General features: G+C 60.6%; 28 protein-coding genes. 18 read left to right on the top strand and 10 right to left on the bottom strand.

Annotated elements, in window-relative coordinates:
- Position 1 precedes the first annotated feature (1 nt).
- On the bottom strand, positions 2 to 2,164 hold the full coding sequence (gene purL / locus IE095_RS00755; RefSeq protein WP_189409507.1) for a phosphoribosylformylglycinamidine synthase subunit PurL: 2,163 nt from the start codon (positions 2,162 to 2,164) through the stop codon (positions 2 to 4).
- 170 nt (positions 2,165 to 2,334) lie between these two features.
- On the opposite strand from purL, the gene IE095_RS00760 reads away from it, so the two are divergent.
- The 4 genes from IE095_RS00760 (at position 2,335) to IE095_RS00775 (ending at position 4,763) form a co-directional block, all read left to right on the top strand.
- Complete coding sequence (locus IE095_RS00760) at positions 2,335 to 2,727, top strand: MAPEG family protein (RefSeq protein ID WP_189409508.1); 393 nt, start codon at positions 2,335 to 2,337, stop codon at positions 2,725 to 2,727.
- A 28-nt stretch (positions 2,728 to 2,755) separates the two neighbouring features.
- Positions 2,756 to 3,115 (top strand): YciI family protein, encoded by a 360-nt coding sequence (locus IE095_RS00765; protein ID WP_189409509.1) that lies wholly within the window; start codon positions 2,756 to 2,758, stop codon positions 3,113 to 3,115.
- 96 nt (positions 3,116 to 3,211) lie between these two features.
- Positions 3,212 to 3,559: a YciI family protein gene (locus tag IE095_RS00770; RefSeq protein WP_189409510.1), complete on the top strand. Its 348-nt coding sequence runs from the start codon at positions 3,212 to 3,214 to the stop codon at positions 3,557 to 3,559.
- Positions 3,522 to 4,763 (top strand): RNA polymerase sigma factor, encoded by a 1,242-nt coding sequence (locus tag IE095_RS00775; protein WP_189409511.1) that lies wholly within the window; start codon positions 3,522 to 3,524, stop codon positions 4,761 to 4,763. Before IE095_RS00770 ends, IE095_RS00775 begins: the two co-directional genes overlap by 38 nt.
- Before the next feature lie 189 nt (positions 4,764 to 4,952).
- Here the strand turns inward: IE095_RS00775 and IE095_RS00780 are convergent, their stop codons facing one another.
- Genes IE095_RS00780 through IE095_RS00790 form a run of 3 tightly spaced genes read right to left on the bottom strand, consistent with a single transcriptional unit; the run spans position 4,953 to position 6,909 of the window.
- On the bottom strand, positions 4,953 to 5,507 hold the full coding sequence (locus IE095_RS00780; RefSeq protein WP_189409512.1) for a calcium-binding protein: 555 nt from the start codon (positions 5,505 to 5,507) through the stop codon (positions 4,953 to 4,955).
- The gene (locus IE095_RS00785; RefSeq protein ID WP_189409513.1) at positions 5,479 to 5,958 is read right to left on the bottom strand and encodes a hypothetical protein; all 480 of its coding nucleotides are present in this window, start codon (positions 5,956 to 5,958) and stop codon (positions 5,479 to 5,481) included. Before IE095_RS00785 ends, IE095_RS00780 begins: the two co-directional genes overlap by 29 nt.
- Before the next feature lie 54 nt (positions 5,959 to 6,012).
- Positions 6,013 to 6,909: a LysR family transcriptional regulator gene (locus tag IE095_RS00790; protein ID WP_189409515.1), complete on the bottom strand. Its 897-nt coding sequence runs from the start codon at positions 6,907 to 6,909 to the stop codon at positions 6,013 to 6,015.
- A gap of 126 nt (positions 6,910 to 7,035) precedes the next feature.
- Between IE095_RS00790 and IE095_RS00795 the strand changes: the two genes are divergently transcribed.
- From IE095_RS00795 to IE095_RS00850, 12 genes are all read left to right on the top strand, one after another.
- Positions 7,036 to 7,905, top strand: coding sequence for a lysophospholipid acyltransferase family protein (locus tag IE095_RS00795; protein ID WP_189409517.1), 870 nt, complete (start codon positions 7,036 to 7,038; stop codon positions 7,903 to 7,905).
- Positions 7,906 to 7,939: 34 nt separating this feature from the next.
- Positions 7,940 to 8,752 carry a glutamate racemase gene (locus IE095_RS00800; protein WP_189409518.1) on the top strand — a complete coding sequence of 271 codons (813 nt, stop codon included), beginning with the start codon at positions 7,940 to 7,942 and terminating at the stop codon, positions 8,750 to 8,752.
- Positions 8,753 to 8,812: 60 nt separating this feature from the next.
- On the top strand, positions 8,813 to 9,841 hold the full coding sequence (argC, locus tag IE095_RS00805) for an N-acetyl-gamma-glutamyl-phosphate reductase (RefSeq protein WP_189409520.1): 1,029 nt from the start codon (positions 8,813 to 8,815) through the stop codon (positions 9,839 to 9,841).
- Positions 9,842 to 9,856: 15 nt separating this feature from the next.
- On the top strand, positions 9,857 to 10,303 hold the full coding sequence (gene ccmE, locus IE095_RS00810) for a cytochrome c maturation protein CcmE (protein ID WP_189409522.1): 447 nt from the start codon (positions 9,857 to 9,859) through the stop codon (positions 10,301 to 10,303).
- Between the two features lie 54 nt (positions 10,304 to 10,357).
- Complete coding sequence (locus IE095_RS00815) at positions 10,358 to 10,969, top strand: holin-associated N-acetylmuramidase (RefSeq protein ID WP_189409524.1); 612 nt, start codon at positions 10,358 to 10,360, stop codon at positions 10,967 to 10,969.
- Positions 10,960 to 11,421: a holin family protein gene (locus IE095_RS00820; protein WP_189409525.1), complete on the top strand. Its 462-nt coding sequence runs from the start codon at positions 10,960 to 10,962 to the stop codon at positions 11,419 to 11,421. Before IE095_RS00815 ends, IE095_RS00820 begins: the two co-directional genes overlap by 10 nt.
- Before the next feature lie 50 nt (positions 11,422 to 11,471).
- Positions 11,472 to 13,214 carry an arginine--tRNA ligase gene (gene argS / locus IE095_RS00825; protein ID WP_189409526.1) on the top strand — a complete coding sequence of 581 codons (1,743 nt, stop codon included), beginning with the start codon at positions 11,472 to 11,474 and terminating at the stop codon, positions 13,212 to 13,214.
- A gap of 69 nt (positions 13,215 to 13,283) precedes the next feature.
- Positions 13,284 to 14,291 (top strand): SPOR domain-containing protein, encoded by a 1,008-nt coding sequence (locus IE095_RS00830; protein ID WP_229804382.1) that lies wholly within the window; start codon positions 13,284 to 13,286, stop codon positions 14,289 to 14,291.
- Positions 14,288 to 15,301: a beta-N-acetylhexosaminidase gene (nagZ, locus tag IE095_RS00835; protein ID WP_189409527.1), complete on the top strand. Its 1,014-nt coding sequence runs from the start codon at positions 14,288 to 14,290 to the stop codon at positions 15,299 to 15,301. The genes IE095_RS00830 and nagZ overlap by 4 nt, the downstream gene beginning before the upstream one ends.
- Positions 15,294 to 16,088 carry a segregation and condensation protein A gene (locus IE095_RS00840; RefSeq protein WP_189409528.1) on the top strand — a complete coding sequence of 265 codons (795 nt, stop codon included), beginning with the start codon at positions 15,294 to 15,296 and terminating at the stop codon, positions 16,086 to 16,088. The genes nagZ and IE095_RS00840 overlap by 8 nt, the downstream gene beginning before the upstream one ends.
- Positions 16,085 to 16,720: an SMC-Scp complex subunit ScpB gene (gene scpB, locus IE095_RS00845; protein WP_189409530.1), complete on the top strand. Its 636-nt coding sequence runs from the start codon at positions 16,085 to 16,087 to the stop codon at positions 16,718 to 16,720. The genes IE095_RS00840 and scpB overlap by 4 nt, the downstream gene beginning before the upstream one ends.
- Positions 16,721 to 16,722: 2 nt before the next feature.
- On the top strand, positions 16,723 to 16,908 hold the full coding sequence (locus tag IE095_RS00850) for a hypothetical protein (RefSeq protein ID WP_189409532.1): 186 nt from the start codon (positions 16,723 to 16,725) through the stop codon (positions 16,906 to 16,908).
- Here the strand turns inward: IE095_RS00850 and IE095_RS00855 are convergent.
- From IE095_RS00855 to hpt, 4 genes are all read right to left on the bottom strand, one after another.
- Complete coding sequence (locus IE095_RS00855) at positions 16,905 to 17,531, bottom strand: glutathione S-transferase family protein (RefSeq protein WP_189409534.1); 627 nt, start codon at positions 17,529 to 17,531, stop codon at positions 16,905 to 16,907. The genes IE095_RS00850 and IE095_RS00855 overlap by 4 nt on opposite strands.
- Positions 17,528 to 18,418, bottom strand: a complete 891-nt coding sequence (locus tag IE095_RS00860) for a cytochrome c (protein WP_189409536.1) — start codon at positions 18,416 to 18,418, stop codon at positions 17,528 to 17,530. Before IE095_RS00860 ends, IE095_RS00855 begins: the two co-directional genes overlap by 4 nt.
- Before the next feature lie 81 nt (positions 18,419 to 18,499).
- Positions 18,500 to 18,670, bottom strand: coding sequence for a hypothetical protein (locus IE095_RS00865; protein WP_189409538.1), 171 nt, complete (start codon positions 18,668 to 18,670; stop codon positions 18,500 to 18,502).
- Positions 18,667 to 19,212 carry a hypoxanthine phosphoribosyltransferase gene (hpt, locus tag IE095_RS00870; RefSeq protein WP_189409540.1) on the bottom strand — a complete coding sequence of 182 codons (546 nt, stop codon included), beginning with the start codon at positions 19,210 to 19,212 and terminating at the stop codon, positions 18,667 to 18,669. Before hpt ends, IE095_RS00865 begins: the two co-directional genes overlap by 4 nt.
- Positions 19,213 to 19,278: 66 nt before the next feature.
- On the opposite strand from hpt, the gene IE095_RS00875 reads away from it, so the two are divergent.
- The gene (locus IE095_RS00875; RefSeq protein ID WP_189409542.1) at positions 19,279 to 19,725 is read left to right on the top strand and encodes a type II toxin-antitoxin system RatA family toxin; all 447 of its coding nucleotides are present in this window, start codon (positions 19,279 to 19,281) and stop codon (positions 19,723 to 19,725) included.
- A 56-nt stretch (positions 19,726 to 19,781) separates the two neighbouring features.
- Positions 19,782 to 20,639, top strand: coding sequence for a CE1 family esterase (locus IE095_RS00880; RefSeq protein WP_189409543.1), 858 nt, complete (start codon positions 19,782 to 19,784; stop codon positions 20,637 to 20,639).
- On the opposite strand, the gene IE095_RS00885 is transcribed toward IE095_RS00880, so the two are convergent.
- Both IE095_RS00885 and ppk2 read right to left on the bottom strand, forming a co-directional pair.
- On the bottom strand, positions 20,640 to 21,254 hold the full coding sequence (locus IE095_RS00885; RefSeq protein WP_189409544.1) for a TetR/AcrR family transcriptional regulator: 615 nt from the start codon (positions 21,252 to 21,254) through the stop codon (positions 20,640 to 20,642).
- A complete protein-coding gene (gene ppk2 / locus IE095_RS00890) occupies positions 21,251 to 22,123 on the bottom strand; it encodes a polyphosphate kinase 2 (protein ID WP_189409545.1) in 873 nt (290 codons plus the stop codon). The genes IE095_RS00885 and ppk2 overlap by 4 nt, the downstream gene beginning before the upstream one ends.
- Between the last annotated feature and the right edge of the window lie 12 nt (positions 22,124 to 22,135).

Consider the following 22,135-nt stretch of genomic DNA (forward strand, 5'->3'; position numbering starts at 1 on the left):
TCTACAACCCCAGCTTTTGCGCGAACGCCCCGCGATAGACTGCCGAAAGCTCTGCCAATGCAGAGACCTGCGCGCCGATCTTTACGCTTGCGCCGCCGAATTCCCCAACCTGAGCCACCGCCACGCCCGCCGCTTTCGCCGCCGCTGCAAAGGCCGCCAGATCGCCCGGTTTCACGGCCACAAGATAGCGCGCCTGATCTTCGCCGAACAAGGTGGGGATATCCTGACTGTCCAGCGTCAGGCCAATCCCCGCCCCTTCGGCCATTTCAAACGCCGCCAGCGCCAGCCCGCCATCCGACAGGTCAGCGCAAGCCGCGATCAGCCCGCGCTGCGCACGGATGAATTCGCCATTCCGCCGTTCCGCCACCAGATCCACCGCCGGCGCATCGCCGCTTTCGATCCCGAACGCCTCGGCCAAAAGCGCCGATTGGCCCAGATGGCCATGGGTTTCACCCACCACCACCGCCAGATCGCTTGGCCCCGGACGCCCGGCGATGATGTCATCGACCGACGCCAGCAGACCCACCGCACCAATCGTCGGCGTCGGCAGAATGCCCTGCCCATCGGTTTCGTTGTAAAGTGACACGTTGCCCGACACGATGGGCATGTCCAAAGCCGCCACCGCCAGCCCGATGCCCTGAATAGCCCCCACGAATTGCCCCATGATTTCAGGCTTTTCCGGGTTGCCGAAGTTCAGGTTGTCGGTCGTGGCCAAAGGCCGCGCGCCGACGGCGCAGAGGTTGCGGTACGCTTCGGCCACCGCCTGCTTTCCGCCCTCAATCGGGTTTGCCTTGACGTAACGCGGCGTCACGTCGCTGGTAAAGGCCAGCGCCTTGCCCGTGCCATGCACCCGCACCACGCCCGCGCCGAGGCCCGGGGTCACCACGGTATCGGCCATCACCTGGCTGTCATACTGCTCCCAAACCCAGGCCTTATGCGCATAGGATGGGCTGCCGATCAGCGCCTTCAGCGCCTCCATCGGTTCAATCGCAGGCACCGTGCCCAAAGGGGCGGCGGCAGGCGTTGGCACCCAAGGCCGGTCATATTCCGGCGCGCTGGAGGACAGTTTCGACAAGGGAAGGTCGGCCTTGATTTCCCCGCCATGCAGGATCAGGAAACGATCCTCGGGGATGGTTTCGCCCACAATCGCGAAATCCAGATCCCATTTTTCAAAGATCGCCCGCGCTTGCGGTTCCATCGACGGTTTCAGAACCATCAACATCCGTTCCTGGCTTTCCGACAGCATCATTTCATAGGCCGTCATCCGCGCCTCGCGCTGCGGCACAGCGTCCAGGTTCAGCTTGATCCCCAAGCCGCCCTTGTCGCCCATTTCCACCGCCGAACAGGTCAGGCCGGCGGCCCCCATGTCCTGAATGGAGATGACAGCACCGGAGGCCATCAGCTCCAGACAAGCCTCAAGCAAACGCTTTTCGGTAAAGGGGTCACCCACCTGCACGGTGGGGCGTTTTTCCTCGATTGTGTCGTCAAATTCTGCGCTGGCCATCGTGGCCCCGCCGACGCCATCACGCCCCGTCTTGGCCCCCAGATAGACCACTGGCATCCCCACGCCCGAAGCGATGGAGTAGAAAATCTTGTCGGCATCGGCCAGACCCGCCGCAAAGGCGTTCACAAGGCAGTTGCCGTTATAACTGCGGTGAAAGCGGACCTCGCCGCCCACGGTCGGCACGCCAAAAGCGTTGCCATAGGAACCCACACCTTCGACCACGCCCTTGACCAGATGCGCGGTTTTCGGATGGTCCGGCAGACCAAAGGACAGCGCATTCATCGCCGCGATGGGCCGCGCCCCCATGGTAAAGACATCGCGCAGAATGCCGCCCACGCCCGTCGCCGCCCCCTGATGCGGTTCGATGTAAGAGGGGTGGTTGTGGCTTTCCATCTTGAAGATGACCGCCTGCCCGTCGCCAATATCCACCACGCCCGCGTTTTCGCCGGGGCCGCAAATGACCTGAGGCCCAGTCGTGGGCAAGGTCCGCAGCCATTTCTTGGACGACTTATAGGAACAATGTTCGTTCCACATCGCGCTGAAGATGCCCAGTTCGGTGAACGAGGGTTCCCGCCCGATAATCTCAAGAATGCGGGCATATTCATCGGGCTTTAGCCCATGCGCAGCAATCAGTTCGGGGGTGATCGCGGGTTCGGTCATGGCAATCTCCGGCTGGATATGCGGCCTCATAGGCGATTGGGGGGGGCGCGAAAAGCGCTGGGGTGAAAAAACTTTGGCCCGCGACAAAATTTTTTTGCAGACCATGTCGAAAACAGCAAAGGTGCCGCGTCCTTGGGGGATCGAAACCGTGAAAACCGAAAAGGTGACCCATGAGCTTTGTTGTAACCCCGATCTATGCCCTGCCACTGGCGCTGATCTTTCTGGTGCTTTGGTTCCGTGTCAGTTCCATCCGTTCGGCAACGGGCGTGTCTTTTGGCGATGCGGGTAATGTGCAGATTTTGCACCGCGTCCGTCAGCACGGGAATTTCATGGAGTGGGTGCCCTTTGTCCTGATCCTGATGATCCTGGCGGAAGTCATGGGTGCGCCCGCCCTTTATCTGCATATCGGCGGTGCCCTGCTGCTGATCGGGCGGATCGTGCATCCTTTCGGTCTGAAAGCAGACAATGCCGCCCATCCGCTGCGCATCATCGGCAACAGCGCCAATCTTCTGGCTGTGCTGAACCTGATGGTCTGCCTTGGCGTCAACATCCTCGGTCTTTAAACCTCTCACATTCCCAAGGACAAACATCATGAAATATATGCTTCTGATCTATTCGGACCCGACCCGTGAACCGGCCTATGGCACCCCGGAATTTCAGGCAATGATGGGCGGATACTTTGCCTTTAACGAAAAGCTGAAAGCCGATGACGTCGCTTTCGATGGGGAAGCTCTGAAAGGCATCGACACGGCGACCAGCCTGCGGATCAACGGCGGCAAAGTGGAAACCATGGACGGGCCCTTTGCCGAAACGCGGGAACATCTGGGGGGGTATTACATCCTGGACCTGCCCGATCTGGATACGGCGCTGCGCTATGCGGCGATGATCCCCTCGGCGGCCTATGGCACGATCGAGGTGCGGCCGCTGATGAATTACAATCCGGCAGGGTAAGGCGCATGGGGCAAAAAAATCTTTGCCCCATGTCGAAATCGGCAAACCGACAACGTCCTTGGATCACCAGATTGGCTGGTCAGAATGGAGAAGAGAATGAAGTATATGCTGACGCTTTATGCAGCCCCCGGAGCGGAACCGGCCCCCGGAACCCCCGAATTTGACGCGATGATGGAGGAATACATGAAACTGGGCGAAGGTATTCCGGGTGTCGTGACTTTCCTTGCAGGCGAAGGGCTGCTGCCGGTGGAAACGGCGACAACGGTCCGCAAACGCACTGGCAAGGTCGAAACGATGGATGGCCCCTTTGCCGAAACGCGGGAACATCTGGGAGGCTTTTATCTGATCGAAGCGGTGGATCTGGATGCCGCCTTGCGCTTTGCGGCAGAAATCCCTGCGGCGCGCTATGGTTCGGTCGAAGTGCGGCCGGTTATGGAATATTAATTTGACGCCGGAACGCTGCCTGGAACAGCTCGTGCGCGAAGATCGGGGGCGGCTGATGGCCGCCCTTGTTTCGCGTCTGCGCGACATGCAGCGGGCTGAGGATGCTTTGCAGGAGGCGATGGCCTCGGCCTTGGTGCATTGGGGGCGGAATGGATTGCCCGCGTCCCCAAAGGCTTGGCTGTTGCAAGTCGCCTGGCGAAAAGCGCTGGACAGAATCCGGCGCGGCGGCACAGAACAGCGGGGTCTGGCGGATCTGTTGATCCGCGCCGACGAGGTGCAAGATGCGGGGGAAGATATCCCCGATCATCGGCTGCGCCTGATCTTTACCTGCTGCCACCCAGCGCTTGAGGCGAAAAGCCGGGTTGCGCTGACCCTTCGAACGGTTTGTGGGCTGACGACAGGGCAGATTGCGCAGGTGTTTCTGGATGCCGAACCGACGATGGGGCAACGCCTTTCGCGGGCCAAGGCGAAAATTGCCGGGGCGGGGATCGCCTATCAGGTGCCGGGGCCAGAGGCCTGGGGTGAAAGGCTGCATTCGGTTCTGACGGTGGTCTATCTGATCTTTACGGCTGGCTATACGGCTGGGCCTGTGGATGGGCGCAATCTTTGTGAAGAAGCGATCTTTCTGGTGCGGTTGGTGAATGGGTTGCGGCCGGATGAAGCCGAGATCGAGGGCGCCTTGGCCCTGCTGTTGATCACCCATTCCCGCCGGGCGGCGCGGGTTGATGAATTGGGTATCACCGTCCCTTTAGCCCGGCAGAACCGTCGGCGTTGGGATCTGCGAATGCTATCAGAGGGGCGTGGCTGGTTGGACAAGGCTATCGCACGCAGGGCCAGCGGGCCTTTTCAGATCAAGGCCGCCATTGCCTCGCTTGCATCGGTCGAAAGCGGTCCAACGGATTGGCCGCAGATTGCTGGTTTGTATCAAGGCCTGCTGCGGTGGGAGCCGACGCCTGTGGTGCGATTGAATTTGGCAGTGGCGATGGCCGAGGCTGGCGATTTGGATCGGGCCTTGGACCTATTGCATTTGATTGGTCCTGATATGCAGGACTATCAACCTTTCCATGCGGCAGTGGCTGATTTGTTGGCCCGCAGCGGGCAGGGGCAGGCTGCGCGAGAGGCGTATGACCGCGCGATTGCTATGGCGACACATTCCGGCGACGCCCGCTTTCTGATCGAACGCCGCGCCGCACTGCCCGATTGAAAGGCAAATCCCGCTTGAGCAAAAAAAAGGCCGAGCAGAAGCTCGGCCATAGTCCAACAGGGAGGTATGAAGGAGGTAAGAGAAACTCAATCACCGCCTTCGAGGGGTGAGATAGGGCTTTGCTGCCCCCTGTTCAAGGGAAACCATGCTGCATATGCGGCATGGCCGCTATGCGTTGTGCGCATGGGGTCAGAGGATGAAGTTGTCGATGGTCAGCCCTGTGGCACCTGTGACATAGATCACCATCTCGGCGGCAACGTCATTGTCGTTGTCCAGATAGATGATCGTGCTGCCGTCCACGACTTCAAGCCGGATTTCGCCACCTTGCGAACGGAAGGCGCCATTGGCGCGGAAGGTGAAGGTTTCGTTCGCCGTGGTCCCGGCGCGAGCGTCGATGGCGGCGAAGTCGAATTTATCAAAACCCGGCCCGGTCGCCTGAAACTGAATCACATTGTCCAGGTTCATCAGCATGATGGTGGGGTTGGCATTGCTTTCGTTCATGGCGTTGTATTTCAGGATGTCGCGCTGATCGTCATCACCCAAGACAAAGATGTCCCAGCCCTTGCCGCCATTCAAAAGGTCTGCCCCCGCATCGGCCACCAGAAAGTCGTTTCCGCCGCGCCCGATCAGCGTGTCATTGCCCGTTGCCGTCTGGAAATGGTTCGCCCCGGCCGTTCCAGAAATCTTGTCATGGCCATAGGAGCCGAAGACGTTTTCAAAGCCGCTGATCTTGTCCTTGCCCATCGCCCCGAGGTTTTGGACCCCCTGTCTTTTGCAGATCGAGCGTCACGCCGCCGCTATATTCAACAGACCCCTCGAAGCTATTGTAAAGATGAGAGAAATATATCCAATCCACGTCCGCGCCGCCATTCAGCGTGTCGTTTCCGGCACCGGCAAAAGCAAAGTCGTTTCCACCCCGCAGAATGACCAGATCATTGCCCGCCTGATCAGCATAGGTTTCTACTGCCGCCCCGCCTTGCACGGTATCCTTGCCTGCACCGGCATAGACATCATGCGTGTTCGCCGCATGGGCGACGCGCATATCAATCAGATCGTTCTTGCCCAAGGTATAGATGTCATAATCCTGCGGCGTTTCCTGCGCCAGCACGGTGACCTTGTCGTTGTCCTTGCCGAAGTTGAAAGCCGGTCCATAAAGGCTGCCGTTGGCAACGCCCGTCAGATTCAGAACTGCCATTTGAAATTCCCATGTTGTGAAGGTTTCGCACTCGTCACAACACAGGTGCAGGGATCAATCTTCCTGCTGGCGCTTCCGGTAGGCCATGATCTCTTCGGTCACGAAATCGCGGAAGGCGGCCACCCGTTTGGAATGGCGCAGCTCTTCGGGATAGGCAAGGAAAACCGGCACTTCACCGCTTTCCACCTCGGGCAAAACCCGCACCAGTTGCGGAAAATCCTCGGTCAAATAGTCCGGCAGGACACCGATGCCCAGATGGTTCAGCACCCCCTGCAAGACACCGAAATAGTTGTTGACGGTGAGGGTCGAGGGGATGTCGTGGCTCATCAGATCGGCCACCAGATTGGCGCCCGCCTGCACTTGGGGCGTGCCAGCATGCTGGCTGATCAGCCGATGCTGGCTTAGGTCGTCCATCGATTGCGGCGTGCCATGTTCGGCCAGATATTCGGGGCTGGCGTAAAGCCGCATCCGGATCTGCATCAGCCGTTTGCGGATCAGGTCGGCCTGGCTGGGTTCCTTCATGCGGATGGCCACGTCAGCCTCACGCATGGGCAGGTCCAGCACCCGTTCCTCAAGCATCAGGTCGATCTTGAGCGCGGGGAATTTCGCGTAAAGCTTTGCCAGACGTGGGGCGAGCCACAGCGTGCCAAAACCCATCGTCGTCGTTACACGGAGTTCGCCGAAAACCTCATCCTCGCTGTCGCGGATACGGGCGGCGGTGGCGTCCAGACGTTTGACCATCGCCTGCGTCGCCTCGAACAGCAGTTCGCCCTGTTCGGTCAGGATCAGGCCGCGCGCATGACGGTGGAACAGGGTGACGCTTAGGCTTTCCTCCAATGCCCTGATCTGACGGCTGACCGCCGATTGCGACAGATGCAGAACATCCCCCGCATGCGTCAGGCTGCCGGCATCGGCCACCGCGTGAAAAATGCGCAACTTGTCCCAGTCCATCTGGCCCCCGCCCGTTTCTGAAATAACCTTAACATATGTGCTTTCTGCATGTCAGGCTTTCGATTGCAACATGGCTGTCAAAATATTCCGTTAAAGGGGCCGGGTGAAAAATATCGGATCAAGGTCATGAATACCCCCCGCGACATCACCTATGCCACTGGCATTGCCAGCAAACCCGCGCAAACCGTCATCCGCACGCTGGAGGCATTGACCGGACGGCGCAGCCTTTTGCGGCGAGCGGCGGGCTATGATCGGGAACTGGCGGCGGGCAGGTCGTTCTGGCAGGTGATGCCGGAACGCTATGGTCTGACTTTGCAGGTGGCGGCGGGGAACCTGAACGACATACCCGCGAACGGGCCGTTGATCCTGATTTCGAATCACCCCTACGGCATTCTGGACGGGTTGATGATGGGCCATATCTTGGACCGTCTGCGCCCCGATTTTCGGATTCTGGCGAATGCGGTCTTCCGGCGGGCCGAGGTGCTAGACCGGGTGCTGCTGCCCGTCGATTTCAGCGAAACACGCGAGGCTGTGGCGCTGAACCTGCAAACACGGGCCAAGGCGCTGGATTATCTGGGGCAGGGTGGCGCAATTGGCATTTTTCCGGGCGGGACGGTGTCGACGTCGCAAAAGCCTTTGGGGCGGCCGATGGATCCGGTTTGGCGGAATTTTACCGCCAAGATGATTGCGAAATCCGGGGCGGTGGTGGTGCCGATCTTCTTTCCGGGGCACAATTCGCGGCTGTTCCAGATGGCGTCACATCTGCATTATTCCTTGCGCCTTGGCCTGCTGCTGAAAGAGTTCCGCGCGCGGTTGGATCAGCCGGTGCCCGTGGTGGTGGGCCAGCCCCTTGCTGCCGGCGAGATTGCGGCGCGCAGGGGCGATCCAACCGCGCTGATGGAATGGCTTCGGCGGTCCACCTATGACCTTTCCCCCGGCCCGCGAAAATCCTATGCTCTGGGCTACGAGTTCGAGGCGAAATACAGAAACCCGTAAGGGGCCATGCGCCCCAAAGGGTCAGGGGGCAGGCATGGCGGTTGGGATTTTCGATTCAGGTCTGGGTGGGCTGACGGTGCTGGACGCGGTGTCGCGCAAGCTGCCGGATGTGCCCTTTGTCTATTTCGGCGACAATGCCCATGCGCCTTATGGCGTGCGGACGCCGGATGACATCTACAACCTGACAACGGCGGCGGTGGAACGGCTTTGGGCTGAGGGCTGCGATCTGGTGATCCTGGCCTGCAACACGGCCAGTGCGGCGGCCTTGAAGCGGATGCAGGAACACTGGATCCCCAAAGACAAGCGGGTTCTGGGGGTCTTTGTGCCGCTGATCGAGGCACTGACCGAACGGCAATGGGGCGACAATTCCCCGCCGCGCGAGGTGGCAGTGAAACATGTCGCGTTGTTTGCAACGCCTGCGACGGTGGCCAGCCGGGCGTTTCAGCGGGAACTGGCCTTCCGCGCGATTGGGGTGGATGTCGAGGCACAGCCCTGCGGCGGGGTGGTCGATGCGATCGAGGCGGGGGATGAGGCCTTGGCCGAAAGCCTTGTGCGGGCGCATGTCGATGCGCTGAAACGCCGGATGCCTGCGCCCGAGGCGGCGATTTTGGGCTGCACGCATTACCCGCTGATGGAAAAGACCTTTGCCGAGGCTTTGGGGCCAGAGGTGAAGGTCTATTCCCAAGCCAATCTCGTGGCGGAATCGCTTGCGGATTATCTGGTGCGGCGGCCGGAATTTCTTGGCAAGGGGACGGAATCGAAGTTTCTGACCACGGGCGATCCGAAAAAGGTTAGCGACAATGCCACGCAGTTTTTGCGGCGGAAGGTGACGTTTCAGGCTGCATAGGCGTCTTGCATCCCCTGCGTCTTGGGGCCATCTAAGGCGCATGCAAATCAGGGGGCCGTCATGCCGTTCAACATCGCCATTCTGGGGGCTTCGGGTTACACGGGGGCGGAACTTGTCCGCCTGATCGCGACCCATCCCGAAATGACGATCAAGGCGCTGTCCGCCGACCGTAAGGCCGGGATGCAGATGGCCGAGGTTTTCCCCTTTCTGCGGCATCTGGACCTGCCGACCCTGCAAAAGATTGACGAGATCGACTTTGCGGGCATTGACCTGTGTTTCTGCGCGCTGCCGCATGCCACGACGCAACAGGTCATCAGTGCCCTGCCGCGGAACCTGAAAATCGTCGATCTTTCCGCCGATTTCCGGCTGCGCGACGCGGCGGCCTATGAAAAGTGGTATGGCCAGCCCCATGCCGCGATGGATTTGCAGGCCGAGGCGGTTTACGGGCTGACCGAGTTTTACCGGGCCGAAATTGCCCAGGCCCGCCTGGTGGCGGGCACGGGCTGCAATGCGGCGACGGGGCAATTTGCCTTGCGGCCCCTTGTCGCGGCGGGGGTGATTGATCTGGACGACATCATCATCGACCTGAAGGCCGGGGTTTCCGGTGCAGGTCGTTCGCTGAAGGAAAATCTGCTGCATGCGGAGCTGTCGGGCGGTACCCACGCTTATTCCGCCGGGGGCAAGCATCGGCATTTGGGCGAATTCGATCAGGAGTTTTCCAAAATCGCAGGGCGGCCGGTGCAGGTGCAGTTCACGCCACATCTGTTGCCGATGAACCGGGGCATTCTGGCGACGGTTTATGTCAAGGGCGATCCTTCGGCGGTGCATGAAACGCTGGCAAGCGCCTATAAGGACGAGCCTTTCCTGCAAGTCTTGCCCTTTGGGCAACTGCCTTCGACTCGCGATATTGCGGGATCGAACTTCTGCCATCTGGGCGTTGTGGGCGACCGGCGGGCGAACCGGGCGATTGTGGTGGCCGTTTTGGACAATCTGACCAAGGGTTCTTCGGGGCAGGCGATCCAGAACGCGAACCTCATGCTGGGTCTGCCGGAAACCACGGGCCTGATGCTGGCCCCGCTTTTTCCCTGATCGCCAAAGGCAGCCATGCGCAACCTGAAAAAACAACGCCGTATCCAGATCATCATTATCGCCTTCGTGGCCTTGGCGGTGGCGACGGGTTTGATTGGTTATGCCATGCGCGATGGCATCAATTTTTTCCGCTCCCCCACGCAGGTCGTGGAACAGCCACCCGAGCTTGGGGAAATCTTCCGTATCGGCGGTCTGGTGGAACCTGGCTCGCTGGTGCAGGGGCAGGGTGAGGCGATCACCTTCAAGGTGACGGATGGGGGGGCTTCCATTCCCGTCAGCTATACGGGGATCAAGCCGGACCTGTTCAAGGAAGGGCAGGGAACAATTGCCTTGGGGCAGATGCAGGACGGGGTTTTTGTGGCCACGGAAATTCTGGCCAAGCATGACGAAACCTATATGCCCAAAGAAGTGATCGACGCCTTGAAGGAACAGGGCGTTTATCAGGAACCTGCGAACGACTGATTTTCACGCCGTTAACTGCCCCTTGGCAGGTTTGTGCCCAACAAAGGGGGCACTATGCCGACAGTGAAAGAAATAGCTGCCGAAATCGTCGGGCGCGAGGGCGGTTTCGTAAACGACCCAGATGATCCGGGGGGGGCCACGAAATACGGCGTGACCTTGGGCACGCTGCGGCGTCTTGGCCTTGACCTGACGGGCGATGGGGCGGTTGGTATCCCGGATGTGCAGGCTCTGACACGGGATCGGGCCGAGGCGATCTTTGTCGAGCACTATTTTCAAAAACCAGGGATCGGCAATCTGCCCGAGGTTTTGCAGCCCTCGGTCTTTGACATGTATGTCAACGCAGGCACCAACGCTGTGAAGATCCTGCAACGGATGGTCAGCAAAATGGGCTTTGCCTGCGCCGACGATGGGGCGATTGGGCCGCAAACCATCCGCGCTGTGCAACTGGCCGCCGAGGCCGCGCCGAAACACATCGCCGATGCTTATGCCATCGAACGGCGGAACTACTATTACTGGCTGGCCGATGCCCGGCCTGCGTCGCGGAAATATGCCCGCAGCCGGACGGGGGGCAAAGGCGGCTGGATCACGCGGGCCGAAAGCTTCATGGCGGCGCGCTATCGCCTTTCAGACAAGCAACACAAGGCACGGGTGGCAGCATGGGGTTGATCGGGCGTTTGGGCAATATGGCGGCCTTGGGTCAGGCCGCGCGGGATGTCGCCGGGGTGATCGCGGGGGACGAGACCAAGGCGCGAGAGCTGGACATTCAGGCGCAGGGGGCGGCGCTGGGGCAGATGGGGGCGGAATTCGGCGGGACGGGCTGGTTTGATCGGGCGCTGAACGGGCTGAACCGCCTGCCGCGCCCCTTGATGGTGTTCGGCACTTTGGGGCTGTTCACCTATGCGATGGTCGATCCGGTCGGGTTTTCATTCAGGATGGAGGGGCTGAACATGGTGCCCGAGGCTTTGTGGTGGATCCTTGGCGCAATCGTCGCCTTTTACTTTGGAGCACGCGAAACGCATTATATGCGGGGGAAAAACCCCGCGTTGCGACCGACGACCCCATTCGCGGACAATGCGGCGCTGGAGGATTGGCGCAGGGGTGGGGCGCCCCATCCTTGACGATTGGTCGCCAATCGGGCATCCGGTCAGGATCAACAAGGACGTGACCGATGAACCTTTTCGCGGAGATCCGGGCGCTGGTGATCAGTGCTTTGGACGACATGGTGGCCAAGGGCGAACTGCCCCAGGGTCTTGATTTCACCGCCGTTGCGGTGGAACCGCCGCGAGATGCTGCGCATGGTGACATGGCGACCAATGCCGCGATGGTGCTGGCGAAACCCGCAGGCCAACAGCCCCGCCAGATTGCGGAAGGCTTGGCCGGGCGGCTGATGGCCGATCCGCGTGTGGCGGGGGCAGATGTGGCTGGCCCCGGTTTCCTGAACCTGCGTTTGGATGCAGCGGTCTGGCATAGTCTGACGCGCGCGGTCCTGCTTGCGGGCAAGGAATATGGCCGGGCCTCTATCGGCCAGAAGCAGAAGGTCAACGTCGAATTCGTCAGCGCAAACCCGACCGGCCCGATGCACGTCGGCCATGTGCGCGGCGCGGTCGTGGGCGATGCTTTGGCGAACCTTCTGGCTTTTGCGGGCTGGGATGTGACGCGGGAATATTACATCAACGACGGCGGCGCACAGGTCGATGTGCTGGCCCGTTCCGCCTATGAACGCTATCGCGAAGCCCTTGGTCTGGAACCCGAAATCCGCGAAGGCCTTTATCCCGGCGATTATCTGATTCCGGTGGGCGAGGCGCTTAAGGCCAAGTATGGCGACAGTCTGCTGGACAAGGGCGAGCAATATTGGCTGGCCGAGGTGCGCGATTTTGCCACCGAACAGATGATGGCCATGATCCGCGAGGATCTGGCTGCGCTTGGCGTCCGGATGGATCTTTATTCCAGCGAAAAGGCGCTATACGGCACCGGCCAGATCGAGGCCGCGATCCAGCGCCTGCGTGACATGGACCTGATCTATGAAGGCGTGCTGGAACCGCCGAAGGGTCAACTGCCCGAGGATTGGGAACCGCGCGAACAGACCCTGTTCCGCTCGACGGCGCATGGCGATGATGTGGACCGTCCGGTGAAAAAGTCGGATGGAAGCTGGACCTATTTCGCGCCCGACATTGCCTATCACTATGACAAAGTGTCGCGCGGCTATGATCAGCTGATCGACATTTTCGGCGCCGATCATGGCGGCTATGTCAAGCGGATGAAGGCCGCCGTTTCCGCGCTTTCGGGCGGCAAGGTGCCCTTGGATATCAAGCTCATTCAGCTTGTGAAGCTGTTCAAGGGCGGTCAGCCCTTTAAAATGTCGAAACGGGCGGGCACCTTTGTCACGCTGCGCGAGGTTGTCGAACAGGCAGGGGCGGACGTCACCCGTTTCATGATGCTGACCCGCAAGAATGATGTGGCGCTGGATTTCGATTTTGACAAGGTGCTGGAACAGTCCAAGGACAACCCGGTTTTCTATGTCCAATACGCCAATGCCCGGATCAATTCGGTGCTGCGCAAAGCGCGCGAGGCGGGTTGGATTGTCGAAGATGCCACGCTTTCGGGCGTCGATTTGTCGGGACTAACCCATCCTGCCGAACTGGCGCTGATCGCCAAAATGGCCGAATGGCCGCGTCTGGTGGAAATCGCCGCCAAGGGGAACGAGCCGCATCGGGTGGCCTTCTACCTGTATGAATTGGCGTCCGACCTGCACAGCCTGTGGAACCGGGGCAATGACGAGTTGTCCTTGCGTTTCGTGCAGGACAGCGAAAGCGCATCCCTGCCGAAAATCGCGTTGGCGCGTGCCACGGGCGTTGTCATTTCCGCCGGTCTTGCTATTCTGGGCGTGACTCCGGTCGAGGAAATGCGCTGACAACAGGCGCCCCGCCCGGATGAAAACAGGCAAGATGGGGGAATAACCCCCGGGCAGTAGGGCAGAGCAATGGCGGTCATGAACCAAGACGGGTATCAACCCGTCCGCGCGCGCAAACCTGTGCAGCAGCAACAGGCGTATATTCAGCGCCAGCAGGTGCAATCCTATTATCATCCGGCGCATGGTGGGCCGGTAGCTGCGCCGAAACGGGCGGGCCGATTCCAGCGAAATGTCAATCTGGCGGGGGGACTGGTTTCCCTGGGCCTTCTGCTGGGGGGCGTCTGGTGGGCCTATGATCTTGCGGTGCGGGATGTGTCGGGTGTGCCGGTTGTGCTGGCGATCGAGGGGCCGATGCGCGTGGCCCCCAGCAATCCGGGCGGCGAATTGGCCGATCACATGGGTCTTGCCGTGAATTCGGTGGCGGCCGTGGGGCAGGCGGCCCCTGTGGCCGAGCAACTGGTTCTGGCGCCAAAACCCGTCGATCTGACGATGGAAGATGGCCCTGGTCTTTCAGCAGCAGGGGCGGTGGCCGCCGCGCCACAAGAGGTCGAAGTGTCTGCGCCTGCGGCGGCGGGGCCGGAATTGCTGATGGATGTGGCGCTCACCGAGGCTTTGGCCGAGCCCGTGGCCGAAACGGCCGAGCCAGAACTGGCGGCAGTGGCCATTGAAAACAACCCTGATCTGGCTGGAATGCGGCCTCGGATGCGACCGGGCACGGTGCTGGATCAAGGCGAAAGTCTGCAACCTGCCGGCGGGCCAGTGATCGTGCAGCCGGCAGCACCGGCCCAACCCGATGCCGTGGAAGTCCAAGCCAGTGCCATCCAGCCGGGAACTTGGCTGGTGCAGATCGGGGCTTTTGATGATGTCGAAGGTGCGCGGGGCCATTGGGCGGAACGCGCGGCGCTTTATCCGGCGGAAATGACGGGCAAAACGCGCGTCGTGCAAGAGGCGGATGTGGGCGGGCAGAAATTCGTGCGGCTTCGGGTGGATGGCTTTGCCGACAAGCAAGCCACCCATGAATTCTGCAAGGCCATGTTGGAAAAGGATATGATCTGCATTCCGGTGCTGGTGGAATGACCCCGGCAGGCCGCACGGCGGCGATATTCGGTCTCGCCGGTCCTGTGCTGACGGCGGAGGAGCGTGATTTCTTTCGCGCCGCTGATCCCTTTGGTTTCATTCTGTTTGCGCGGAACGTCGAAGATCCCGATCAGCTGCGCCGACTGACAGGTGATTTGCGGCAGTCCGTTGGCCGCGATGCGCCCATTCTGATTGATCAGGAAGGCGGGCGGGTGCAGCGGATGCGGGCCCCGCATTGGGCGGAATATCTGCCGCCCTTGGATGCCGTGGCAAGGGCGGGAGATCAGGCCCCCCGTATGATGTGGCTGCGCTATCGGCTGATTGCCCATGAATTGCGGGCGATGGGTGTCGATACCAACTGTGCGCCCTGTCTGGACGTCGCGACGGATCAGACCCATCCTTTCCTGAAAAACCGCTGTTTTGCCGACGATCCGGCGCAAGTGGCGCTTTTGGGTCGGGCCGCCGCCGATGGGCTTTTGGCGGGGGGCGTCCTGCCTGTGATGAAACACCTGCCGGGCCATGGCCGTGCCGCACTGGACACGCATCTGGAACTGCCCACGGTGAATGTGGATTCCGAAGCGCTGGACGACACCGATTTCGCGCCCTTCCGGGCATTGGCTGATCTGCCGATGGCGATGACCGCCCATATCGTCTTTTCTGCTTTTGACCGCCGACCGGCGACGCTGTCGCCGGAAATGGTACGTGTGATCCGCGAACAGATCGGCTTTGACGGGCTGCTGATGACCGACGATCTGAATATGCAGGCTTTGAAAGGCACCGCGGCCGAAAGCACCCGTGCCGCCCGAATGGCCGGTTGCGATATGGCCCTATTCTGCAAGGGCACGGTGGCCGAGATGGCGCTGATCGCCGACGCTGCGGGACAGATGGGGCCCGAGACGATGGTGCGGGCGCAAAAGGCTCTGGCGGCACGGCGCTTGCCCGAAGCCGTTGACATCGATGCGCTGCGTGCGGAACACTCTGCCCTGTTGGGCGGGGAAGGTGATGGCTGAGGATTGGGATCAAGCGGAACGTCTGTCCGTCGCCGACCGGCTCGCCGCCGAGGCGCTGATCGTCGATGTGGACGGGTTCGAGGGGCCTTTAGACCTTTTGCTGTCCATGTCGCGGTCGCAAAAGGTGGACCTGCGGCGGATTTCGGTCCTGCAACTGGCCGAGCAGTATTTGATTTTCGTGAACAAAGCCAAGGACCTGCGCATCGAACTTGCGGCGGATTATCTGGTGATGGCGGCTTGGCTCGCCTATCTGAAATCCCGCCTTCTTTTGCCGCCTGATCCCACCGACGAAGGCCCCTCTGCTCAGGAAATGGCGGCGCATCTGGCGTTTCAGCTGGAACGGCTGGCCGCTATGCGTGAGGCTGCGGCGCGGCTCATGGCGCGGGATCAGTTGGGAAGGGATTTCTTTGCTAGGGGCCTGCCCGAAGATGTCAGCCATCTGCGGAAGGTGACCTATGAAGGGAGCCTGATCGACCTGATGCGCGCCTATGCAAGGCTGCGGACGCGGGACGAATTCCGCCCCTTTGTGATGGATCGCGACCATGTGTTCACCATGGAACAGGCCTTGGAACGGCTGCGGGGGATGCTGGGCTATGTTGGCGAATGGTCTGATCTGCAAGGCTTTTTGCCGGAAGGCTGGGATGGCACGCCGATGCAGCGGCGTTCGGCCTTGGCCGCGCATTTCGCGGCGGTTCTGGAAATGACGAAGCAAGGGCAATTGCTGCTGCGGCAGGGCGAAACCTTTGCGCCCTTGCAGATACGGGCGCGTGAAGGGGGGCGGGGATGAGCGAGCGGGAACAGTCGCTTTTCGATGCGCCACCGATGGGCGAACAGGAGCGTATGGTCGAGGCGATCCTGTTCGCCAGCGCCGAACCCGTGACCTTGGCGGAACTGGCATCACGGATGCCGCATGGCTGCGATGCGGCCGAGGCGGTGGCGCATGTGCAAAAGCGCTATGAAGGGCGGGGTGTGCGATTGCATCAGGTGGGGACGGCTTGGGCATTTCGGACAGCGCCGGACCTTGGCTATCTGATGCAGAAGGAAAGCCTTGAGGCGCGCAAACTGTCTCGTGCCGCGATCGAAACTTTGGCGATTGTGGCCTATCATCAGCCGGTGACACGGGCAGAAATTGAAGAAATCCGAGGGGTTGCGGTCAGCCGTGGAACGGTGGACCAATTGCTGGAACTGGATTGGATCCGGCTGGGCCGGCGGCGCATGACACCGGGGCGGCCAGTGACATTCGTGGTGACAGAACAGTTCCTGGATCATTTCGGTCTTGAATCGGCACGGGATCTGCCGGGGCTGAAGGATCTGCGGGCGGCAGGGCTTTTGGACAACCGACCCTTGCCAGATCCGAATGCGATCCCATCTGAAGAAGACGAAGGCGCGACCGATCAGGCCGACATGTTCGAGGAGTAGGGATGGATATTCAGCGTTTGTTGCAACAGATGGGCAGCCGCTTGCTGCGCCGGTTTCTGACGAAAGGTGTTATGACGGGCATCAACAAGGTGGCTGGGAAAGGCAAACGCGGGTCTGGTGGCGCAGGCAGTGATGCCGCGCAACGGATGCGGCAGACCCAGAAAATGATGCGGCGCTTTCGCCGTTAGGCGGGCGGGATGAACGGCTGCTGGATGTTCTGGAACACCGCCAGCCCCTCATAATGCGCGGAATGGGCGGCCAGCGCGGGGTAAGCCGTCAGATCGACCACTTGTGGCATCGACTCGGCGACGTGTCGCAGGGCGCAGGCCAGCGCGATGTCGGCATGGCTGATACGGTTTCCAAACCAGAAAGGCCCCTCTACCTTGGCCCGTTCCGCCTGCAACACCGCCAGAACCTGCCCGACCTGCGTACGGCAACGCGCCTCCCACACGGGCGACCTTTGTTCGTGCAGCACCATTTCGTAAAACAGGCTAACCGCCTTTTCTGAAAGCCCGGTAGACAAGGCCACTGCTTTCAAAACCTTGTGCCGATCCGGCTCCAACCCGGGTGCCAAAGCCTTTTCGGGGGCCACCCGGCTGTCGAGGTAATCTAGGATCAGATGGCTGTCGATCAGCACGAAACCATCGTCCAGCACCAGCGTCGGCACCCGCATCAAGGGGTTATAAAAAGCCAGCTTTTCTGCATCGGAAAAGGTGCTCCACGGGCGGTGTTCAAAGGCAATGTCATAGATTGTGAGCGCGATGCCAACGCGGCGGACAAAGGGGCTGTCATATTGGCCGATCAGGATCATTCGACGGGGCTCACTTTCTTTAGATAGGCCGCCACGGCCTGACGGTCGCTTTCCGGTAGACGGGCCATGTTTTCCACGACATGAGACATATGCCCCCCGACGCTGTCAAACTCTGGCGTGAAGCCGGATGTCAGATATTCGACGATTTCATCCTCGCTCCATGTCAGTTTTGCGGGGGTGATGTTCGGAATATTCCCCTCACCCGAGGGGTTCGGCGCCCCCGCCAGCCAGGCGCTGCGCGTCTGTCCGCCCAAGGCATTGCGCGGCGTGTGGCATTCTCCGCAATGGGCCATCGCCTCGGCGATGTAGCGGCCCCTTTGTTCCGCTTCGGACAGATCGCCACCCACGGCCCAACCCGAAGGAAGGAACAGCAGTTTCCACCCGCCCAAGGAACGGCGGATATTGTAGGGAAAGCCCACCTCATGCGGCAGGCTGGCGGTTTCCACGGCGGGCAGGGTCTGCATAAAGGCATAAAGATCCGCCACATCCTGCGGCACCATGTTCTGATAGGCCGCATACGGCAGGGCGGGGTAATAGTGCTGACCTTCGGGTGAGACGCCCTTTTGGATGGCATTGGCGAACTGCTCCAACGTCCAACCGCCGATGCCATGGGCCGGATCGGGCGAGATATTGGGCGAAAGGAACGTCCCAAAAGCGGTTTCAAAACGTTGACCGCCGGGTAGTTTCAGCTGATCCTCGCCCTTGGCTTCCGCCGCCATATGGCAAGAGGCGCAGCCGGTGGCCCAGAACACCGCCTCGCCCTTGGCCGCATCCCCGGCGATGCCCGCAAATGTATCCGACGGCAGGGTTTTGGGCGCGGTCAGAACCCACCCTGCGCCGCCCCCGACCAAACCCAGAACTAGCAATCCAGTCAGAAGCTTTTTCATCGCGGGGTTTCCCTGGCTATTTCCTTGATCCTGCTACGCTTTGCCTTGCCGATCAATTCCCCGTGCGATGAAATTCCCGTGTCAGGGTTTTGCCCGACCATTCACCGTCAGGAATTCGGGCCAGCCGAACATATACTCATAGGCCCCAAAGGCCACGCAGACCGCGACAATCCCCAAAACAAAGGCCACTTGCCGTGGGCTTGGCGGATTGCGCGCCCAGCGTGACATCTTGATCAGCCAGCGCGGGTTCATTCTTCACCCGTGAACCGAACCTTGCCAATATAAGGCAAGTTGCGGTTTCTCTGCGCAAAATCAATGCCATAACCCACGACGAATTCATCGGGAATGGCAAAACCCGTCCAAGTCGCCGCCATGTCGATCTCGCGCCGCGATGGCTTGTCCAGCAAAGCGCAAACCTCCAGCCGCGCCGGTTCGCGCGACCGCAGCAGGTTCACCACATGGTGCAGCGTAAAGCCCGTATCGACGATATCCTCCACCACCAGCACATCCCGCCCGGCAATTTCGCCGCGCAAGTCCTTGAGAATGCGCACTTCACGGCTGGAGGTCATGCTGTTGCCATAGCTAGAGGCCTCTAGAAAATCCACCTCGACCGGCAGGTCGATTTCCCGCACCAGATCGGCGATGAAGACAAAGGAACCGCGCAGCAGGCCCACCACGACCAGCTTGTCGGTGCCCTGATAATGCGCGGTAATCTCGCGGCTTAACGCCTCGACCCGCGCCGCGATGGCCTTGGCGCTGATCAACTGGTCGATGACATAGGGGCGATGGGGCATGGCACACTCTTGATTTCCGCCTTAGCCTTAGCCAAAGACAGTCCCCAAGTCACGCGTTCCGGTCCCATGCCCACCCATCACGAAACCAAGATCATGCCCTATACCGCCCAGCAGATGTACGATCTGGTGGCCGACGTGGGCAATTATCCGAAATTCCTGCCATGGACGGCGGCGGCGCGCATCCGGTCGCGCTCGGGCGGACCCGAGGGTGAGGTGATGGAGGCCGATCTGGTGATCAGCTTCAAGGTGTTCCGGGAACGCTTTGGAAGCCGGGTGACGCTGTTTCCGGGAATCAAACGGATCGACACCGAATATTTGGACGGGCCGTTTCGCCACATGAAAAGCTATTGGGCCTTTCGGGATCGGGCCGAAGGCGGCAGCGAAGTGGAATTCTTTGTCGATTTCGAATTCCGCAATGCAATCTTGCAGGGCATCATCGGCGTCGTCTTCAACGACGCGATGCAACGCATTGTGCGGGCCTTTGAACGGCGGGCGAAAGAACTTTACGGCTGATCCGACGGAACCAGATCACGGCGACGTTACCTTCAAAACAACGAGGGAACGGTGTGATGAAATTTCTGACTTTGCTTTTGTTTCTTCTGCCCGGTTTTGCCTTGGCCGACCGGCAGGAAATTCGGCTGGGCGACAGGGCCTATGTCATCGATCTGCCCGCAAGGGCCGTTGGCGCCCCGCTGATCTTGGTCTTGCATGGCGGTGGCGGCAGCCCTGCGCAAATCGCCCGAAATTCAGGCTTCAGTTTGCCGGCGAACAAGGCGGGCTATGCGGTGATTTATCCGGAAGGCTCAGGCCGTATCAAAACTTGGAACGGTGGCTATTGTTGCGGCTTCGCCCAACGGAACAAGGTGGATGACATCGCCTTTCTGGATCTGGCGATCAAAGACGCGGGCAAGCGCTTTAAACTCAACACAGATCGGCTGTATCTGACGGGCATGTCGAATGGCAGTCTGATGGTTGAGGCCTATGCCGCCAGTAAGCCCCGCCGGGTCAAGGCCGTGGCGGGTGTGTCCGGCACTTTGGACATCGCGAGCTTTCCAGTGCGGGGGCAGGTTGCACTTCTGCATATCCACGGCACAGCGGATACGCAGGTGCCTTATGCTGGCGGTTTGCCGACTGATGGCTTCACCGATACGCATTTTTCGGCCGTGACCGAGGTGGTGGATGCCTTTGTCCAGCGCTGGGGAACCGGCCTCATGCGGACAAGCCGAACACTTGACCGCTTTGATGATGGGACGAAGGTGACAATTGAGAATTGGACCCAAAAGGGCAGGGTGGTCGTGCGGCTGATCACGGTTGAGAATGGTGGTCATGTCTGGCCCGGGGGGCGGCGTGCGGGGCGGCAGGGCGGTCAGACGCAAGAGATCAGCGCGAATGACGAGATTCTGCGGTTCTTCGCTCAGTTTCCCTGATCAGCGGTCCGGCGCGATCAGCCCCAGACCCCGCAAATAGATGCCGATACCGGTTTCCAGCAGGTCTTCGGGTGGAAAGGGGCTGCGCGCGCCGGGGGCACCACGGGCATAAAGTTCCACCACGCCATGTGACAGGGCCCAGATATGGGCCGAAAACATGCTGGCGGGGGGGCGCTTGTCGGGGGGCAGGTGCAGCGACAGGTTCGCCGCTGCCTTTTCCAGCACGCCTTGTGCGCGTGCGGCCACGGGGGCGAGCGCAGGATGGGCTTGCAAAGACAGCCCGCCTTCGAACATCGCTTTGTAGTGGCCGGGGTATTTCCGCGCAAAGGCGAGGTAGGCCCGCCCCGTCGCCTCAAATGCCGCCAGGGCGGTGGGTTTGCCCTCGGCATAGGCATATTCCATCAGGGCGGCAAAGATTTCATAGCCTTGGCGGGCGACCTCGGCCAAAAGATCATCCCGCCCGGCGAAATGGCGATAGACCGCCGCAGGCGTCACATCCGCCGCCTTGGCCGCTTCGGACAGGGTAAAGCCCTGCGGTCCCTGATCGGCAATCAGACCAAGGGCGGCATCCACCAAGGCCTGCCGCAGGTTGCCGTGATGATATCCGCGCTTCACTTGGTCTTCCGGATCTTTGGCCCGCCACAGATTTTATCGTCCGGCTTGCCGATCACCTTGTCGTCTCGCCCGACAAAATCGACCGAACGCAGCACGGTTTGAATCGCCGCAAGCCGCGCGCGTTTCTTGTCGTCGGACAAGATCACCGTCCAAGGCGCGAATTTGTAATGGGAATCCTTCATCGTGGCGTCGATGGCGGTGCAGTATTCATCCCATTTCGCCAGCCCGTCGATGTCGATCTGGGACAGTTTCCACTGTTTCAGCGGGTCTTTCTCGCGATCCAGAAAGCGTTTCAACTGTTCGGCGCGGCCCACCTCCAGCCACAGCTTGACCAGAATGATCCCCTCATCCACCAGCATCTGTTCAAAGCCGGGAAGCTGGGCCATGAACTTATCGCGCTGTTCGGGCGTGCAAAAGCCAAAGACGGGTTCCACAATGGCGCGGTTGTACCAACTGCGGTCGAACATGGCGAGTTCACCCTTGGCGGGCAGCCAATCGACATAGCGCTGGAAATACCATTGCGCGGCCTCACGGTCAGAGGGTTTCGACAGCGCCACCACATTCGCCACACGCGGGTTCATGTTTTCGCGCATGGCCGCAATCGTGCCGCCCTTGCCCGCCGCATCGCGGCCTTCAAACACCACGATCAGGCGCTTGCCAGTGGCCTTGATGTCGGCTTGCAGACGGGCGAGCTGAATTTGCAACCCCTCCATCTGCGCCTCATAGTCTTTGCGCTTCATCTCTTCGCGGTAGGGGTAGTCCTTGTTCAGGATGTCGTCGCTGTCCGCCATTTCAATGGCTTGGCGCACGGCTTTCGGTGCGCCTTCGCGGAAATAGCGGGTGATCGCGCCGTCAAAGGGCAGGTCCATGACATCCTCCAA

The organism is Neogemmobacter tilapiae (assembly GCF_014652215.1).
GTDB classification, from domain to species: Bacteria; Pseudomonadota; Alphaproteobacteria; order Rhodobacterales; family Rhodobacteraceae; genus Neogemmobacter; species Neogemmobacter tilapiae.